Source organism: Collinsella aerofaciens (assembly GCF_015554145.1).
GTDB lineage: Bacteria > Actinomycetota > Coriobacteriia > Coriobacteriales > Coriobacteriaceae > Collinsella > Collinsella aerofaciens_AA.
In genome coordinates, this window is record NZ_JADNHZ010000006.1 from 32,897 (window position 1) to 50,334 (window position 17,438).

Consider the following 17,438-nt stretch of genomic DNA (forward strand, 5'->3'; position numbering starts at 1 on the left):
GGCACGGTCCGCCGAGCCCCCTTGAGCAGCAGCACCGCAGCCTAGAGCGTCAAGCGAATCGCATCGATGATCTGCGCGCAGCGCTGTGTGGCGGCAAGGGGCATGACGGGACTCTCGAGTTTCCCCGCCCGGATGAGCTGAGTCGCATGCGAAGCTTCGCCGTAAAAATCATCGACCTCAAATGGGGCGTCGATTTCGAGCACTCGACCGTCGGAGTACTTCACATGGGCGAGCTCGGGGCGATGGAGGCGCTCGATTTCCAACGAACCCCGTTCGCAGGCAATCGTTAAGCGGCTTTCATATGCTGCTTTGCCGTCGCACACCATATGAATGGGTATACCGCCGACACTCATATGAATCTCATCGGCCCAATCCACGCGGCCGCCCGATACGTCACGCCAGCGAACTTCACGAGACGAAACATCGCACGCACCCGCAAGCAAATCCTCAAACCACCCGACCGCATAGCAGCCCATGTCATATAGACAGCCGCCCTGCAACGGATCGAGCAGATAACTCGAAGGGGACTCACCATAATCGAGTTTTTGCACGCTTTCGATCGAGACGATACAGCCGAGCTCGCCCGACGCAAGCAAGTCCTCCACGCGAGTGCGCATCGGGCAAAACCGATTCTTCATCGCCTCCATAAACAGCACGCCGCACTCGCGAGAGGCGGAGGCAATCGAGAGAGCCTCTTCCTCACTCAAAACGGCCGGCTTTTCGCACAGCACGGCCTTTCCGGCGCGCAGCGCGCGACAGGCCCAACGCGTATGCATACCATGCGGAAGAGCCAAGTAGATTGCGTCGACATCGGGGTCGGCAATCAGCGCATCATAAGCCGCATCGCCGCCATCGTCAGCCGTGACATAACTGTGCGCAGCATCGATCGAAAACGCCCTGCAAAACTCCTCAACATGCGAAGGAGTGCGACCGGCGGCAGCCACCAGCCGTGCCCTGTCGACCTTCTTGAGCGACGATGCAAATCGATGCGAAATGTGCCCAGCGCCCAAAACGCCCCAACGAACCTCACGCAAATCATCACATGAATCCCGATGGCCCACGACAGCTCCCTTCAGTTGCGACGAAATAGTTCCTGCTATCGCCCTATTCTGCCGCAAACAGGAACTATTCCATCACAAGATATAAAAGGGTCATGAGGAGCGAGTTTTGCTGAAGACTTTAAGCGCGGCCGTTACGGGGCCAGGCTGGAAACGTCGGCGCGCGTCGTCGAGACGCTCGGGGATATCGATGTGTTGCGGGCAGTGACGCGCACATTTGCCGCACTTGACGCAATTGCTCACGAGCTTGGGCTCGCTCGTGCGCACCGCGCTCGCCGTAAAGTATTGCGACAGCCCCGTAAACCAGCTGTGCGCATAGCTCGCGTTGTAAGCGGCAAAGCAGCCGGGAATGTTAATACCCTTGGGACATGGCATGCAGTAGCCGCATCCCGTGCAGGGCACGCGATTCGATTTTTCAAACTCCGCCAGCACACGTGCGATGGTATCGAGCTGCTCTGTCGTCATCGAATTCGGCAGTGCGCGATCCGCCAATGCCGCGTTCTCGTCCACCTGTGCGGTATCGGTCATGCCCGAAAGCAGCATCGTGACCTGAGGATGGTTCCACACCCACGAAAGGCCCCAAGCAGCCGGCGTCTTCAGGTACGGATCGCGTACGTCATCGAGCACGGCGCGGGCCCGCGGAGGCAGCTTGCCCGCCAGGCGTCCGCCCAAAAGCGGTTCCATCACAAACACCGCGAGCCCGCGCTCGGCGGCTGCTATAAGTCCCGCCGTTCCCGCTTGGTAGCGCTCTCCAGCGTAGTTGTACTGAATCTGGCAAAAATCCCAGTCATACGCGTCGAGCATCGTCAGGAAGTCCGCCGCACTGCCGTGATACGAAAAACCTATCTGGCGAATACGCCCCGCAGCCTTTTGGTGCGCAATCCAGTCTTCGATGCCCAACGCCACCACGCGCTCCCACTGGGCGGGCGAAGTGATGTTGTGCATAAGGTAATAGTCGATATGGTCGGTCCGCAGGCGGTGCAGTTGCTCGTCGAAGAACCGGTCGAAATCCTCCGCGCACTTGCACGAAGCGTGCGGCAACTTAGTCGCGAGCAACACGCGGTCGCGCAGACCCAGGCGCTCAAGTGAGGCGCCCACGCACACCTCGTTACCGGGATAGAGATACGCGGTATCCAGATAATTAATCCCCTGCTCCACCGCACGGGAAATGATGGCATCGGCTGTCTTCGCATCGGGGTGTCCCGGCGCACCGGGAAATCTCATGCAGCCCAGACCCAGAGCGGATATTCGGTTACCACTTTTGGGGTCAACGCGATATTGCACGGCCCCTCCTTTCGCCATCAGCGCCCCGGCAAGGCGAAACACAATGGTCACGCGGCCGAAACATCGTGGAATCGCAATCGAGAACGTATCGTAACGCAGCAGAAATCGAGCTGTCACGGCACCGCTTTAACATCAGCAAAAAGCCCGATGAAAGGAGCCGCCCATGCCCGCGCTCGACCTTTGGAACCTCGCCTCCCAGCTCAAAAGCAACGATTATCGCTGGGTCGACCTCACCCACACGCTCTCATGCGACACCCCGCACTGGTTTGGCTTTAAGCCGTTTGAGTCCACCAAGCTCTTCGACTACCTGCCCGGCACGCCCGAGGACATGCTCGCCCCCATGCGTTGCTTCCAGTATTCGGTTGCTTCGCAGTACGGCACGCATGTCGACGCACCGCGCCACTTCCATGTTGACGGCCGTTCCCTTGGAGAGATTGAACCCATCGAGTTTATGCATCCGCTCTGCGTGATCGACAAGCACGAGGAGTGCGCCGCGAATCCCGACTTTATCCTGACCATCGAGGACCTCAAAGCTTGGGAGGATGAGCACGGTCGCATTCCCGAGGACGCTTTCGTCGCCTTCCGCTCCGACTGGTCCAAGCTCGCCGACCTCGAGAACAAGGACGAGGACGGCCAGCCCCACTACCCCGGCTGGGACCTCGACGCCATCAAGTGGCTCGTTGAAGAGCGCGACATCGGCGCCATCGGCCACGAGCCGGCTGACACCGACCCGGCGAGCGTGACCACGCGTGAGGACGCCTACCCCTACCCCGGCGAACAGTACATCCTCTCGGTCGATCGCTATCAGATCGAGGTCATGGACCATCTAGACGAGCTTCCCGCCACGGGCGCCGTCATCTTCTGCACCTTCCCCAAGGTGCGTGATGGCGTCGGATATCCCGCACGTGTCTTTGCGGTCTGCCCCGCGTCATAAGTTCCCATGCGTTTGTTCTTCTAAATACGGCCATCCGGTGCACGCGACATGGCCCGGCGGCATACAATCCATCAGGCGCCCCATACGCGGGCGCCTTTTTATGGGGAGATGATTCACATGCAGATCAACAAGGTCGCCTTCATCGGCAAGGGCGGCGTGGGCCTGCTCTACGGCAGCATGATCGCCCAAGCGCTCGGCAACGACGCCGTCGAATACGTTATGGACGACGCGCGCTTTGAGCGCCACGCGGGTGATGCGCTCACCGTCAACGGCAAGCCCTGCGCGCTCAAGTCCGTCCGCGCGAGCGAGGCGACGCCCGTCGACCTGGTCATCCTCACGGTCAAGACAACCGGGCTCGATGTGGCGCTCAAAACCCTGGAAAGCGTCGTGGGACCCGACACGCTGATCGCGTCGCTGTGCAACGGCATCACGAGCGAGCAGAAGATTGCCGAGCGCTTTGGCTGGGAGCACACCGTCCTTGGTATCTGCCAGGGCATGGACGCCGTATTCCTCAACGGGGAGCTCACCTATACCAATGCCGGCGAGATCCGCTTTGGTGCGGCAGCGGGCACCGACCCCGCAACCGTTATCGCCATCGACGAGCTCTACACGCGTTGCGGCATCGCCCATACCGTCGAGCACGACATCGCACATCGCATGTGGGCCAAACTCATGCTCAACGACGGCATCAACCAGACCTGTATGGCCTACGGCGGCACCTACGGAAGCGCTACGGAGCAGGGCTCCGAGCAGCTCCGCAGTTTTGTCTCCGCCATGCGCGAGACGCTTGCAGTCGCCAATGCCGAGGGCATCGAGCTCACCGAGGCAGACCTAACGCAGATGGTGCGTCTCATAAAAGGGCTCGATCCCGCCGGCATGCCCTCGATGGCGCAAGACCGCATCGCTCAACGCAGAACCGAGGTCGAGGAATTTGCGGGTACCATCTGCCGCCTCGCGGCCAAGCACGGTATCCAGGTGCCGCAAAACGAATGGCTCTATTCGCGCATCCGCGAAATCGAGGCCAGCTGGTAACGCCGCCGCACCGCATCCAACAGTCTCAATAGCAAAAACCGCCGCAAAGGGCACTCCCCTTGCGGCGGCTTCCTTCTTCATCTATGGGCAAAACCAGCTTCACAACGGCTAGCGCCGCACCTGCGGCGTCTCGTCCTCGTCATCGCGGCAAAGGGTCACGCCCGCACTTCCCAGCAGCGCTGCTGCGATGAGCGCGCCGACCACAATAGGAGCAGCCCCGCACGAGCCCTGCATGCCTGCGACAAACGCAGCTGTAGGGCCAAGACAGCCAAGTACCAATGCGACGGCGGCGATAGCGATATCTCGAGCGTTCATGAGACCACTTCCTCCACGAGAAAGACCTTATTTCTCATGAACCAGTGTGCCCCGCATGCATACGCCCAGCGTACCGCCACGGTAAGGGCTCTGTTAACTCAAACGCACATAAAGAAAGGGCGGCTTTACGTTGCCTAAAAGCTCAGTAAAGACGCCCGCCCATCATGTGCCTATTTTGCTCTGATGGCAGATTACCAACCGGTATAGTAGTCGGTGGTTCCGGCAGCACAGCCGGAGTCATAGACCTTGCACTCGCCCTTGGAACCGGTAAACGTGGAGCCTTGGGCCTTATCGCCCGCGGCAACGACGTAGTAGCCATCGGAATCGCGCCAAAAGCCCTCGGAATCCTGCGTCCATTCGCCCGTGCGGTGGTGATACAACACGTTGCTGCTGTAATAAGTCTCGCGGCGCCCGTTGTAGTTATTGACACCCGCAGAGCGCGTCAGGCCCGATCCGTTCGCGTAGGACGCGGCAGACGCGTAGGACGGAGTGTAGCCAGCGTTGTAGTACGAAGCCTGGGCGGCCTCGGCAGCCTCTGCCTCGGCGGCAGCGGCCTCGAGCGCTTCGCGCTTGGCATTCTCAAGCGCAGTGCGCAGCTCATCGAGCTCGGTCGACTTCGCGTCGACCTCCCCCATCGTCAAAAGGCTGCCCGCACCATCGATACAACCCTGCAGCACAGCGCGCTCGTCATCGGTGGCATAGTCACCATACATGTTTAGGATAATCTGAGCGCGCATCTCAAGGGAATCGCGCTTGGCCTCCATCGAGGCGTTCCACTCCTGCATGGAACCATAACCATCGCCGCGATAATCAACGGGCTGTACCAGCGTCGTCTCGGACGGGGTAGATCCAACCGTATCGGACAGTGTTGCCGCGTGGGCATCAGTTGCGCCGGCGCCCGCCAAAAGCGCCACGGTCAGAGCGGCGGAAAGGGCGGCGGCTTTCGGTTTTCGTGAATCGATCCTCATGTAGCTGGAAACCTCCGTAGTGCGTTTTTGCTGCGTTTGAGCTGCGTGTGATTCGATCGCGCTGCATAGTACCTCGAGCAAATCGCGACCTGCGGTTTTACTCAAAAGGCGCACGTCAATTGCGTAAAACTCACATCCTCTCAACAGGAGTTTTCCACAACTCGAATGCATAAAGCATACCAAAAACCCTGTAATAGCGCCCTTCCTATGCAAAAAAGGCGCCTGCGCAACCATTGCTTGCGCAGGCGCCTTGAGCAGGCATTTTATGCAGTTATACCTATCGAGTCGCAAGGGGTCCTTGCACAAGTCGCCTTACTCGTCCAGCGCGGCGAAGGCCTGCTTCAGATCCCAAATGATGTCCTCGGCGTTCTCGGTACCGATGGAAAGACGGATCGTGGAGGGCGTGATGTTCTGCTCGGCGAGCTCCTCGGCAGAGAGCTGGGAGTGCGTGGTGGTAGCCGGGTGCACGACGAGCGACTTGACGTCGGCCACGTTGGCGAGCAGCGAGAACACCTGCAGATGATCGATGAACTTCCAAGCTGCCTCCTGGCCACCCTTAATCTCAAAGGTGAAGATCGACGCGCCACCGTTGGGGAAGTACTTCTGATAGAGCTCGTGATCGGGGTGCTCAGACAGGCTCGGGTGGTTCACCTTGGCGACATGGCTGTCACCAGCCAGGAACTCAACGACCTTCTTGGTGTTCTCGACATGACGGTCGACGCGCAGCGACAGAGTCTCGGTGCCCTGGAGCAGGACCCAGGCGTTGAACGGGCTGATGCAGGCGCCCTCGTCGCGCAGCAAGATGGCGCGGACATAGGTCGCGAAGGCAGCGGGACCGGCAGCCTCGGCAAACGAGACGCCATGGTAGGAGGGGTTGGGCTCGGCGATCTGCGCATACTTGCCGCTCGCCTTCCAGTCGAAGTTGCCGCCATCGACAATCACGCCGCCCAGCGAAGTTCCGTGGCCGCCAATGAACTTAGTTGCGGAGTGGACAACGATGTTGGCGCCATGCTCCAGCGGACGGAACAGATACGGGGTGCCGAAAGTGTTGTCGACGACGACCGGCAAACCATGCCTCTTGGCGATCTCGGAGATGGCGTCGATGTTGGGAATGTCGGAATTGGGGTTGCCGAGCGTCTCGAGGTAGATGACCGTAGTGTTGTCCTTGATGGCACCCTCAACCTCTTCCAGGTTATGAGCATCGACAAACGTGGTCTCGACGCCAAACTGGGAGAGCGTATGCTCCAGCAGGTTGTAGGAGCCACCGTAGATGGTCTTCTGAGCCACCACGTGGTCGCCGGCCTGGGCGAGGGCCTGCAGAGTGTAGGTGATAGCCGCAGCGCCGGATGCGACGGCGAGACCAGCCACGCCACCCTCGAGCGCGGCGATACGATCCTCAAAGACGCCCTGAGTGGAGTTGGTCAGGCGGCCGTAGATGTTACCGGCGTCGGCAAGGCCAAAGCGGTCGGCAGCATGCTGGGAGTTACGGAACACGTAGCTCGTGGTCTGGTAGATAGGCACGGCGCGGGAGTCGGATGCGGGGTCGGCGCTCTCCTGGCCAACATGAAGCTGCAGGGTATCGAAACCAAAGGTGTGCTCGGGGTTGTTGATGAACTGGCTCATGATGATCTCCTTGATCGAACGAAAGTAAATAAATAAGAGAAAAGTAAGTCGCTGTCTCCTGATCACGCCAACGGGCGCAAACAGGAGCCCGGCATTCGTCTTGGCAAGCAGTTCATATGCGGTCCTCCTTTTGACATCCCGGTTCCGTGGTCGGCTTAATTACCTACCGCCTTTGTGTGTTTTGAATAGTACGAGCATTGTTTCGCTCGGTCAATCACTTAAAAGCGCTAACCTGTTATCGGTTTTTTAGATAGCTATCGAAAGGACGGGCACCGATGACCCTCCAGCAGCTTCGTTTTCTTATCGCCGTGGCAGAGTCCGGCTCAATCAACGCCGCAGCTCAGCGCCTCTATACCGCTCAGTCCAATATCTCCAATGCCGTCAAAAGCCTGGAACAGGAGCTCCATCTGGAGATCTTTACGCGCTCCAGCCGCGGCGTCACGCTCACCAACGACGGCACCGAGCTTTTGGGCTATGCGCGCCAGGTCGTAGAGCAGGCCGACATGCTCGAGGCGCGCTACGAGGACGGCGGCACCCCGCAAGCCCGCCTCGCCATTTCCGCCCAGCACTACGCCTTTTCGGTCGAGGCCTTTGTCAACGTGGTCGAGCGCTGCCACGACAGCAAGTTCGAGTTCATCATGCGCGAGACCACCACATCGCAGATCATCGATGACGTCCGTGCGTTTCGCAGCGATATCGGCATTCTGTATCTGGATGACTTTAACGCCCGCGTTCTGCAGAAGGCCTTCGCCGATGCCCGTGCAAGCTTCCATCCCCTATTCGACGCGACGGTCCACGTCTTCGTTAGCGAGCGCCACCCGCTCGCCCGCCGCCCTCAGCTGTCCCTTGCCGACCTCACGCCCTATACGCGCTACAGCTTTGAGCAGGGAACCTCAAACTCCTTCTATTACGCCGAGGAACCTTTTAGCTATATCCCTTGCGACCGCAACATACGAATCTCGGACCGCGGAACACTTACTAACTTACTTATCACGTCGAACGGTTACACCCTGTCGACCGGCGTCCTCTCCAATGAAATGCAATGGGGTATGGCATCGATCCCGTTAGCAGACGCCCCAACGATGCGCGTAGGCTATATCATGCACGACGAGCGCAAGCCCTCTCCCCTCTTGCAGCAATACCTCGACGAGCTCAACCGCATCATCCATGCCAACTAACTGTCGGAAGACGGGGTAGAAATCGTAGATTGTTAGCCCCCGGCGGGCATGGCGCTACAATGGTCACTCACATGAAGCGCACTCAACGAAAGGAAGCCCGTGAAGGTCATCATCTATACCGACGGCTCTGCCCGATCAAATCCGGGACGCGGTGGCTACGGCGCCGTGCTCAAATACACCAACCCCGCCGGCAAGACCTTCACCTCCGAGCTTTCGCGCGGCTACGCCAAGACCACCAACAACCGCATGGAACTCATGGCCGTCATCGTGGCGCTCGAGGCGCTCAACCGCCCCTGCGAGGTCGAAGTCCATTCCGATTCGCAGTATGTCGTCAACGCCTTTAACAAGCACTGGATCGACGGCTGGAAAAAGCGCGGATGGAAAACCGCCAACAAGCAACCCGTCAAGAACCGCGACCTGTGGGAGCGCCTACTCACCGCCAAAAGCAAGCACAAGGTTGAGTTCATCTGGGTTAAGGGTCACGCCGGTCACGAGCTCAACGAGCGCTGCGATGAGCTCGCTACCACGGCGGCCGACGGCAGCAACCTCGATATCGACGCCGGCTTTAACGAGAGCGACCTGTAATAGCGTTTTCGCGCAGCTTTATATCCCCACGCGCTACACTCATCCTGTAGACCAAACAACGCAAGGGGGACGTATGCTGCGCATCGCGACCATCGGCACATCCATGATCACCGACGACTTTATCCAAGTCGTCAACGCCAACGACCAAGCCGCGTTTGTGGGCACGCTTTCACGCGATGCCAATCGCGGTGCCGCCTTTACCGCCGAGCGCGGTAGCGAGCGAAACTTTACTTCACTCGATGAGCTCGCGGCAGCCGCCGACGTCGACGCCGTCTACATCGGCAGCCCCAATGCGCTTCACTACGAGCAGGCCCTTGCCTGCATCGCCGGTGGCAAGCATGTCATCGTCGAGAAGCCCTTCTGCGCCACCGAAGCGCAGGCGCTGGAAGTCTTCCGCGCTGCCGAGGCAGCAGGTGTCGTGGCCCTCGAGGCCATGCGTCCCCTCCACGATCCCGCCTTCCACGCCATCGAGGACGCCCTGGGCGAGATCGCCCCCATCCGCCGCGCCTCATTGCGCTTTGGCAAATATTCCTCGCGCTACAACGAGATTCTCGCGGGACGCGCCACCAATATCTTCGACTGCAATATGGCATCGGGTTCCCTCATGGACATTGGCGTCTACACCGTCGAGCCCATGGTCGAGATTTTCGGCATGCCCTCCGGCCTTACGAGCATGGCTACTCTGCTCGACCCCACCACGCAACAGCTCACGCACGGCCCCATCGATGGCTGCGGCTCCATCCTCGCCAGCTACGGCGGTGGCCGTATCTCCGTCGAGCTCGCGCACTCCAAAATTACGAACGACCTGCTGCCCTCGCAAATCGAAGGCGAGCGTGGCACTATCCAGATCGACCATCTGTCCACGCCCCGCAACGTCCGCATCGACTATCGCGGCGACGTCGTACGCGGCTCGGCGACCGAGGCACCGCGCGAACAGGGCGACAACGGCCGCGTGCTCGACCTTCCAAAATCGAGCAACACTATGGAATACGAACTCACAGACTTTATCAGCGCCATCGGCGGTATCGATAACGTAAAGGAAGAGATTTGGGAGACCCCGGCGGGACGCCACGAGCTCGGACACTACCGCGATGTCACGCTCGTCTCACTGCGCATCATGGATGCCGTGCGCCAGCAGGCCGGCATAACCTTCCCGGCCGACGCAGGCAAGCAGGCATAGCGATGGGCCTCTTCGATACGTTCTTCTCCAGCGTCACCGGCGGCAGTCGAGAACCTCAAAAACCATCAAACGTCGAGCTCGAGCTGCGCCGCAGGCTTACTGTGCTCGCAAGCGACGAGGCCACTCAAGACACTCCCCTGCGCTATTTCCTGCGCTGGGCGGGGCAAGTCCAGGGCGTTGGCTTTCGCTTTACCAACACCAACCTCGCGCAGGCACGCGCGCTCACCGGCTGGGTGCGTAACATGGAAGACGGCTCAGTCGAGATGGAGATACAGGGAGCTCCGGCAAATATCCTATCTCATCTCGAAGCGCTTCATGCCTCCTACGAGCGCATGAGTACGCGTTTTCGCCTCGTAGACGCCCAGGCCCGAGCCCCACTTGCCAATGAAGACGGTTTCACGCCTCGTTATTAGTATTGTGTGCTAAATACGGTATCATTTACCTACGACCGTTGATAGAAAAGAGGCGAGGCGCATGGCGGTGCAAAGAAGGAATACCAGACAGCGAAAGCTGGTTCTCGACGCCGTGCGCCAAAGCTATAACCATCCCACCGCCGACGAAATCTACAACGTCGTGCGCGCGCAGGATGACAAAATCAGCCGTGGTACGGTCTACCGCAATCTCAATCTCTTGGCCGACGCTGGCGAGATCCTCTCCATCAAGACGCCGGGCGGCAGCCGCTTCGATCGCACGATCGAGCCGCATGCGCATATCATCTGCACCTCGTGCAGCCGCGTCATCGATGTACCGCTCCCCTTCGATGCCCAGCTCGACGCCAAGGCGTCCGAGCAAATCGGCTGGCACGTCACGTCGCACTACACCATCTTCGAGGGTCTCTGCCCCGACTGCCGATAAATGTTTGGGACATGCCTACACAGCAAGTAGACGACGCAGTTCTTCTTCGACCGTGCGCGCGTAGCGGACACGGTCGTTGATGCCGCGCATGCTGGGGTTGCAGCTCTCCATCAGATAGGGATGGCCCACCACGTTGAGCATGTCACGATCGTTCTCATTGTCGCCAAACGCCATCATCTCATCGGGCGAAATCCCCAGAGCGCGACCGTAATCGGCAAGCGCGGAGCCCTTGCCCGAATCGAAACCGATAAAGTCCGTCCATTCGGTTCCCGATGTCATGACATCGACTCGATCGCTAAAGTGGCGCTCGAAATACTCCAGCGCCGCCTGCTGCTCCGCCTCGGGCGTCTGGAAGGCAATCTTAATGACATCCTCGTCAATGTCTTCGGGACGGTCGACTACCGCCACATCACAATGGACCTCATAACGCAGGTGGTCAACAAACGCATCGTTGCCGCTCATGGTGTAGAGGTGTCCCTCGCACGAAAGGGTCACGTCGGCATGGGGGTACGCAACCACGGCATTCGCGATATCCATGGCCAGGCCACGCTCCATAGAACGCTTGACCACGGCACGCCCCTCGCTCATGACCAGGGCTCCGTTTTCGCATACATAGGCGAGTTCATCGGCCACCGGGGCAAACAGGTAGCGCAGGCTCGCATATTGACGGCCACTCGCCGGCATAAACACGATACCGCGACGATGCAGCTCATCGATAAGCTCAAAGGCCTCGGAACGCGGCTCGCGCTCCCCCGGATGCAGCAACGTGCCGTCCAAATCGCATGCAATCAGCTTGATTCCCTCAAGACCCATATGCTTCCCCCAAAGCCTCCTATCAACAGCAAGACGGACTTTGATTAGTCGCCCCTCAAAGCCCGTCTTGCGCATACGCGCACTTAGCCGCGCGTCTTTTTTACGATGGTAAAGTCGGGAGCCATGCTCACGACAACCTCTGCCGCACTCGACGCAAAGCGCCGGTCCGCATCGAGTTCACGGGTAACCACCGAGAGCCGAACACCCTCGACGCCGCGAAGCATACGGCCCAAAACAGGCTGCACCGGCGTATACATGCGCACGGTATGCTCATCCGAGTCGCCTCGGAAAATCGGCGCGTGCATATTGCCGATCTCCCAGCACGCATGCGCGAGCGCAATCGGGTCCATGCGGTCAACTTCGACCAAATAAACCTCGGCACTGCGCAGGCGCACGACAACCGCCACGGGCGCCATGCCCGAACGGTCGATGGCGAGCACGTCACCATCGGCAAGACGACCGTCGTCGGCAGCATCCAGCCGAACATCGACTGTGCGCCCCAGCTCCGTCACACCCACAAACGCGCATACATCAGCCTGGTCCCAATCGAGCAGCAGCTCGTCAACTTCAAAGACACCACCCAGCTCCCGGCGAAGCAGGAGTTCATAGGACGGATCGTTGAGATTTCCCAAGCATGTCGTCGAAACCAAGCGTTCAGGCATGCTCTAGCCCTCGACCTCGACGAGCTCGATATCAAAGTTGAGGTCCTTGCCGGCCAGCTCGTGGTTGGCGTCGAGCGTCACGGCCTCGGGCGTTACGTCAATGACCACGGCGGGGACGGGCATACCGCTCGGCGTGGACAGGAAGAGCTTCATGCCCTTCTCGATCTGCTCGATATTGGGAACCTGTTCGGCCGGGAAGGTCAGAACCATCTCGGGGTTGTGCTCGCCATAGGCATCAGCAGCAGGAATGTGCACGGTCTTCTTCTCGCCCACCTGCATGTCGACAACAGCGGCGTCGAAGCCCTTGATCATCTGGCCGGCGCCGCAGGTGAACTCCAGCGGCTCGCCGCGATCGTAGGAGCTGTCGAACTGCGTGCCGTCGTCGAGCGTGCCGCGATAATGAGTCTTGACCTTCTTGCCCTGGTTGGACATGGTAACCTCCGTGATAAGGGCGGCGCACAACGCGGGCCGCCGTGAACATATGGCGCTAACTATACCCTAGTCATACAATTCAAAGACAGTTTGCAAAGAAACGCTGCAACCGGAGGAACCATGGCATATCCCGTATTTGACCTACACTGCGACACCGCCGACCGCATCGGCTGGGCCACGCTCGATCTCGACCTGCGCTTTACCGCCGGCACCGACGGTTATTTCCCCGGCGACGAAACGCATCCGCAAGATTTCGACCTCATCGAGGGCAACGCCTGCGCCATCTCGCTCGCAAAGATCGGCAACACGCCGTGGGCACAGTGCTTCGCCACATTTGTCCCCGACGAGATTCCCACCGCCCACGCCGCGCGCTTCCAGGCGCAGATCATGGCACACATGAGCGGCCAAGCAATGCTCAACCACGACCGCATGGTCAACGTGCGCAGCGCCGCCGACATTCGCCCCGCACTCAAGGACGGCAAGGTCGCTTGCATCCACACCATCGAAAACGCCACGTTCTTTGCCGAGGACCCCGCGCTGATCGAGGTGCTCAAGAGCCTGGGCGTACTCATGTCATCACTCAGCTGGAACGCGCAGGGACCGCTCGCGAGCGGCCACGACACACACGCCGGTCTCACCGCCGCCGGCATCGAGGCACTTACGCAGATGGAGCACGCCGGCATGGTGCTCGACGTCTCCCACCTCAACGATGAGTGCTTTGACGAGGTTGTCGCCCATGCCACGCGCCCCTTCGTCGCCAGCCACTCCAACTCCCGCACCGTCTGCGGCGTCAAGCGCAACCTCACCGACGACCAGTTCCGCACCATTCGCGACATGGGTGGCATCGTCGGCCTCAACTACTGCAGCGAGTTCCTTTCCAACGACGCAACCGACGAAACCGCCGCAGACGTCACCTTCGACCAGCTGGCGGCACATATCGAGCACTGGCTCGACCTGGGCGGCGAAGATGTCATCGCACTCGGCGGCGACTGGGACGGCGCCAAGGTACCCGACTTCCTCTCTGATGCCAGCAAGATGCCCGAATTCCAGAACATGCTCTCCAAGCACTTTGGCAAGACCGTGATGCAGAAGCTCTGCAGCGACAACGCGCTCGCCTTCTTCGAGCGCTATTAAGAGCGCAATTAATTTCGCATCCCTTGAGCGGCCCGGCATGCCGAGCGGTCGACATGCCGGCCCGTCCCCAATCTGAAGGATCACATTTGACGCAGCAATTTACGATTTCCGTACCCCGACCGGATGGAACGCTCATCCCCGTCGTCGTTACCAAAAAGCGCGTCAAGAACTTCAACCTACGCGTCACATCGAGCGGCGAGGTCCACGCCAGCGCACCGATCGGCGCCAGCCGCGAGCGTATCGAAGCGTTTGTGAAGCGCAACAGCGCCTGGATTATCAGCCGACTTGCCCAGCGCGAGCAACGTCAGGCGACGGCACGAGAGCCGCTCAGCCCCTCGTCCATCATTGCACTTTGGGGCAAGCCCATCACGGTACAGGATGCACTCGATCACAACTTTGCATCACCCGCACCGCGACCCAAACAGGCCACCTTCGCAAGTTTTATGGGTACCGACGAATCGGACGAAGGCCCACAGGCCAAGCGGCGCGCAATCCTCGACGGCCTAACGTCCGATGAGCTCCAAGCCCATATCGACCAGCTCTGTGCAACCGAGGTCACCACGGCGCTGTACGATATGGTGCACGCGTACGAAATCGCAATGGGCGTCACCGTGGCCCGCGTCTCCGTGCGCAGCATGAAAACGCGCTGGGGATCATGCACGCCCAAGACCGGCGCCATTCGCATCGCACGCGAACTTGCCGCCTATCCCATCGAATGCCTCGACATGGTTGTCGCCCACGAGCTCGTCCACTTGCTCGAGCCAAGCCACAATCAGCGATTCCACGCCCTGCTCGACACGTACTGTCCCAACAATAAAGCTCTGTCGCAGCGGCTCAAGCAGCCACCCATAGAGTCGTATTAGAACCGGTTAGCGCACGCGCTCGATCTCGACGCCGCAGCTTGCCAGGGGCAGGCCAACAGGAGCCCACGGCTTATCGAGCTTTATGCGCACACCAAGCAGCGAGGGATAACGGCGCAGCAGCATCTGGGCTGTCCCCTCGGCTGCCGCCTCGATGAGCTTAAACGTATGCTCGCGCAGATAGCCATCGACATCGTGGCACACCGAGCCGTAGTCAATCGAGGCATCCAGGTTATCGTGCTCCCCCGCCGCGCGCAGGTCGGCATAGAGCACCAGAGAAACGATGAACTTCTGACCCAGCGCATTCTCCTCGGGATACACGCCATGGTTGGCAAAAACCTCAAGGCCGTCAATGACAATGCGATCGGCATGGCGCAGATCGTCATAGCTCACGTGAGACACCGCCGTTGCGGTGGATATTTCGCCCCTTCCACGGCGGGCGAGCTCAGCACCTTCAGTCTTGGTTGCATTCTCGGGCAGTTTCTTGTTACTCAACGCGATCGTCTCCTTCATTTAGAACCCCGACCGCGCAAACTAACTACACGCGAATCGACAGGTTCTTTTTATCATCGCTCCAGTTGCAAGCGTTGCGCGCGGGACATGCAAAGCAGGCACGCGACGCTTTGTCGGCTGCATAGAGCAGACGCTCAAGCGGTTGGCTGTTCACGCGCAGCTTTCGATGGCCCAGAATGGCCGTCTTAATGGCTGCGGCATCGGCCGGCTCAAACGCCACGTCATCGGGCATGCCGCCGAGAATCGCATCAGCGACGCGTTCACTTGCAACATCATGGGATATACCCGATTCATACTGTTCATCTTTGCCGATATCGTGAAGAAGTGCCGTGGCGTAGATGACCTCGCGGTCAAATTCGAGCTGTTCCTCGAGATTCTTGATCCACATAATGCGAGCGACATCGAGCAGATGGTCAATACCGTGGCGGCAGAAGATGCGCCCCGATTCCAACTGTGCAATGTTGCCCAGGTGCCGCCGGAACAGCCCGTTGGCACAAATGTAATCAATGCGAGGCATGGCACCAAAGGGGGCCAGGCCCGAAGCCATAAAGCCGCGACGCGACGTCCCCTCATCGGTCTTCGATGTAAAGTCGTTGACGACTCTCATGGTTAGCGGCCCAGCATCCTAAAGAAACGCTCCTCGAGCGCGGGATCGGTCTCAAAGACGCCGCGGCGAGCGAGCGTCACGGTCTTGGTGCCGGGCTTTTGCACGCCGCGCATGGTCATGCACATATGCTCGGCCTCCATCAACACGATCGCTCCCTGGGGAGCGAGATAATCCATGAGGGCATCGGCAACCTGTGCACACAGTTGCTCCTGCAGCTGAAGACGGCGGGCATAAACCTCAACCGTGCGGGCGAGTTTGGAAAGCCCAGCCACCCGACCGTTAGGGATATAACCAATGGCGGCCTTGCCATAAAACGGCAGCAGATGATGTTCGCACAGCGAGTAGAACGTAATGTCGCGCTCGATAACCAAATCGTTCGAAGCGACGGCAAAGGTTTTGGACAGGTGCTCCTCGGCACTCTGGTCCATGCCGCCGGCGATCTCACCATACATACGGGCAACGCGCGCCGGGGTCTCCAGCAGGCCCTCACGAGTTGGGTCCTCGCCTATACCCTCAAGCAACAGCTTAATGGCGGCCTCGACTTTTTCCTGATCGACCATCTGGGCCTCACTTTTCCGATTTCACGTTCGCGCTATGGTACCACGCCCTCCGGCATCGACCACAAGCTACATAGTATGGGTCGAATAGATCGGATCATCACGCCAAAGTTCAACCGCATCACAAAGCGCAACGCCCTCGCGCACAGCGCGGTCGCGCGTAGCGTTCATATCGATCACGCGCTGGTTACTCGAGCCCCTAAAACGCAATGAGATATCATAAAGATCCTGAACAAACGGGCCATCCACCAACATGTCGAGGCAGGCAAGGATACGGTCCGTCACCTCAGTATGGTGACGACCACCCGGCATAAGCTCCTCGAGCACGTCACCGGTAAAGCACCAAATGGTCTTCCCCGACTCCACGGGATAAGCCTCACGAACACGCTCGACAAACTCAACGAGTCCCGCCTGATTCTCAGGCTCCATAGGCTCGCCGCCCAAAATCGTCAGACCATCGATAAAGGGATGGTCGAGGCTCTCGATAATCTTGTCCTCGACGGCGCGATCAAAGGGCTCGCCCGCAGCAAAGTCCCACGCAACAGAGTTAAAGCAATTCTTGCACCCACGACGGCACCCGCTCACAAACAGAGAAGTACGAACGCCTTCCCCATCAGCAATGTCGAAATACTTAATGTTCGCGTAGTTCATAAGTAACCTTCCTGGGGGTCTGGAGCATATCATCCCGTCCTCAAACATTCTCGGCCTGCGGCCTGCGAAACTGCGGGCGGGACGATATACTCCAGACCCCTCGCGAGCGATACTCAATGAACTCAGCGAACATCGAGTATAGGGTTCGAGGTCCAATAAAAACAATGCTGCAGCTCAACCGTTATCGCAAGCAGACC

At 59.5% G+C, this 17,438-nt stretch carries 21 protein-coding genes; 9 read left to right on the forward strand and 12 right to left on the reverse strand.

Going from position 1 to position 17,438, the window contains the following annotated elements; genetic code table 11:
* Positions 1-41: 41 nt before the first annotated feature.
* Together I2E13_RS03520 and I2E13_RS03525 are read right to left on the reverse strand one after the other, a co-directional pair.
* Entirely contained in the window at positions 42-1,061 is a 1,020-nt protein-coding gene (locus tag I2E13_RS03520) for a Gfo/Idh/MocA family protein (protein ID WP_233539677.1), read from the reverse strand.
* A gap of 90 nt (positions 1,062-1,151) precedes the next feature.
* Positions 1,152-2,342, reverse strand: coding sequence for an aldo/keto reductase (locus I2E13_RS03525; RefSeq protein WP_195404205.1), 1,191 nt, complete (start codon positions 2,340-2,342; stop codon positions 1,152-1,154).
* Positions 2,343-2,505: 163 nt separating this feature from the next.
* On the opposite strand from I2E13_RS03525, the gene I2E13_RS03530 reads away from it, so the two are divergent.
* Together I2E13_RS03530 and I2E13_RS03535 are read left to right on the forward strand one after the other, a co-directional pair.
* Positions 2,506-3,276 carry a cyclase family protein gene (locus I2E13_RS03530; RefSeq protein WP_089572994.1) on the forward strand — a complete coding sequence of 257 codons (771 nt, stop codon included), beginning with the start codon at positions 2,506-2,508 and terminating at the stop codon, positions 3,274-3,276.
* 117 nt (positions 3,277-3,393) lie between these two features.
* On the forward strand, positions 3,394-4,308 hold the full coding sequence (locus I2E13_RS03535; RefSeq protein WP_229057805.1) for a ketopantoate reductase family protein: 915 nt from the start codon (positions 3,394-3,396) through the stop codon (positions 4,306-4,308).
* Positions 4,309-4,416: 108 nt separating this feature from the next.
* Here I2E13_RS03535 and I2E13_RS03540 read toward each other — a convergent pair whose 3' ends face one another.
* The 3 genes from I2E13_RS03540 to I2E13_RS03550 form a co-directional block, all read right to left on the reverse strand.
* Positions 4,417-4,623 carry a hypothetical protein gene (locus I2E13_RS03540; protein WP_117564436.1) on the reverse strand — a complete coding sequence of 69 codons (207 nt, stop codon included), beginning with the start codon at positions 4,621-4,623 and terminating at the stop codon, positions 4,417-4,419.
* 191 nt (positions 4,624-4,814) lie between these two features.
* Positions 4,815-5,591, reverse strand: a complete 777-nt coding sequence (locus I2E13_RS03545; protein WP_195404206.1) for a hypothetical protein — start codon at positions 5,589-5,591, stop codon at positions 4,815-4,817.
* 312 nt (positions 5,592-5,903) lie between these two features.
* On the reverse strand, positions 5,904-7,214 hold the full coding sequence (locus I2E13_RS03550) for an O-acetylhomoserine aminocarboxypropyltransferase/cysteine synthase family protein (RefSeq protein WP_195404207.1): 1,311 nt from the start codon (positions 7,212-7,214) through the stop codon (positions 5,904-5,906).
* 275 nt (positions 7,215-7,489) lie between these two features.
* Here I2E13_RS03550 and I2E13_RS03555 point away from each other — a divergent pair, with 275 nt between their 5' ends.
* The 5 genes from I2E13_RS03555 (at position 7,490) to I2E13_RS03575 (ending at position 11,012) form a co-directional block, all read left to right on the forward strand.
* Positions 7,490-8,392 (forward strand): LysR family transcriptional regulator, encoded by a 903-nt coding sequence (locus I2E13_RS03555; RefSeq protein ID WP_195404208.1) that lies wholly within the window; start codon positions 7,490-7,492, stop codon positions 8,390-8,392.
* 99 nt (positions 8,393-8,491) lie between these two features.
* Positions 8,492-8,977, forward strand: a complete 486-nt coding sequence (gene rnhA, locus I2E13_RS03560) for a ribonuclease HI (RefSeq protein ID WP_089572983.1) — start codon at positions 8,492-8,494, stop codon at positions 8,975-8,977.
* 73 nt (positions 8,978-9,050) lie between these two features.
* Entirely contained in the window at positions 9,051-10,157 is a 1,107-nt protein-coding gene (locus tag I2E13_RS03565; RefSeq protein WP_195404209.1) for a Gfo/Idh/MocA family protein, read from the forward strand.
* A gap of 2 nt (positions 10,158-10,159) precedes the next feature.
* Entirely contained in the window at positions 10,160-10,570 is a 411-nt protein-coding gene (locus I2E13_RS03570; RefSeq protein WP_195404210.1) for an acylphosphatase, read from the forward strand.
* A 61-nt stretch (positions 10,571-10,631) separates the two neighbouring features.
* The gene (locus I2E13_RS03575; RefSeq protein WP_172677978.1) at positions 10,632-11,012 is read left to right on the forward strand and encodes a Fur family transcriptional regulator; all 381 of its coding nucleotides are present in this window, start codon (positions 10,632-10,634) and stop codon (positions 11,010-11,012) included.
* A 15-nt stretch (positions 11,013-11,027) separates the two neighbouring features.
* Here the strand turns inward: I2E13_RS03575 and I2E13_RS03580 are convergent, their stop codons facing one another.
* From I2E13_RS03580 to I2E13_RS03590, 3 genes are all read right to left on the reverse strand, one after another.
* Complete coding sequence (locus I2E13_RS03580; RefSeq protein WP_195404211.1) at positions 11,028-11,825, reverse strand: HAD-IIB family hydrolase; 798 nt, start codon at positions 11,823-11,825, stop codon at positions 11,028-11,030.
* Positions 11,826-11,908: 83 nt separating this feature from the next.
* Positions 11,909-12,487 (reverse strand): urease accessory protein UreE, encoded by a 579-nt coding sequence (locus I2E13_RS03585; protein ID WP_195404212.1) that lies wholly within the window; start codon positions 12,485-12,487, stop codon positions 11,909-11,911.
* A 3-nt stretch (positions 12,488-12,490) separates the two neighbouring features.
* On the reverse strand, positions 12,491-12,919 hold the full coding sequence (locus tag I2E13_RS03590; RefSeq protein WP_035138874.1) for an FKBP-type peptidyl-prolyl cis-trans isomerase: 429 nt from the start codon (positions 12,917-12,919) through the stop codon (positions 12,491-12,493).
* Positions 12,920-13,039: 120 nt separating this feature from the next.
* Here I2E13_RS03590 and I2E13_RS03595 point away from each other — a divergent pair, with 120 nt between their 5' ends.
* Positions 13,040-14,053 carry a dipeptidase gene (locus I2E13_RS03595; RefSeq protein ID WP_195404213.1) on the forward strand — a complete coding sequence of 338 codons (1,014 nt, stop codon included), beginning with the start codon at positions 13,040-13,042 and terminating at the stop codon, positions 14,051-14,053.
* A gap of 86 nt (positions 14,054-14,139) precedes the next feature.
* Positions 14,140-14,916 carry a M48 family metallopeptidase gene (locus I2E13_RS03600; RefSeq protein WP_229057806.1) on the forward strand — a complete coding sequence of 259 codons (777 nt, stop codon included), beginning with the start codon at positions 14,140-14,142 and terminating at the stop codon, positions 14,914-14,916.
* A 6-nt stretch (positions 14,917-14,922) separates the two neighbouring features.
* Here I2E13_RS03600 and folB read toward each other — a convergent pair whose 3' ends face one another.
* From folB to nrdG, 4 genes are all read right to left on the reverse strand, one after another.
* Positions 14,923-15,408, reverse strand: a complete 486-nt coding sequence (gene folB / locus I2E13_RS03605; RefSeq protein WP_195404215.1) for a dihydroneopterin aldolase — start codon at positions 15,406-15,408, stop codon at positions 14,923-14,925.
* Positions 15,409-15,451: 43 nt separating this feature from the next.
* The gene (locus I2E13_RS03610; RefSeq protein WP_171021502.1) at positions 15,452-16,033 is read right to left on the reverse strand and encodes an HD domain-containing protein; all 582 of its coding nucleotides are present in this window, start codon (positions 16,031-16,033) and stop codon (positions 15,452-15,454) included.
* Positions 16,034-16,035: 2 nt separating this feature from the next.
* Complete coding sequence (folE, locus tag I2E13_RS03615) at positions 16,036-16,593, reverse strand: GTP cyclohydrolase I FolE (protein ID WP_022094399.1); 558 nt, start codon at positions 16,591-16,593, stop codon at positions 16,036-16,038.
* Positions 16,594-16,659: 66 nt separating this feature from the next.
* On the reverse strand, positions 16,660-17,241 hold the full coding sequence (gene nrdG, locus I2E13_RS03620) for an anaerobic ribonucleoside-triphosphate reductase activating protein (RefSeq protein ID WP_195404216.1): 582 nt from the start codon (positions 17,239-17,241) through the stop codon (positions 16,660-16,662).
* Positions 17,242-17,438 lie beyond the last annotated feature (197 nt).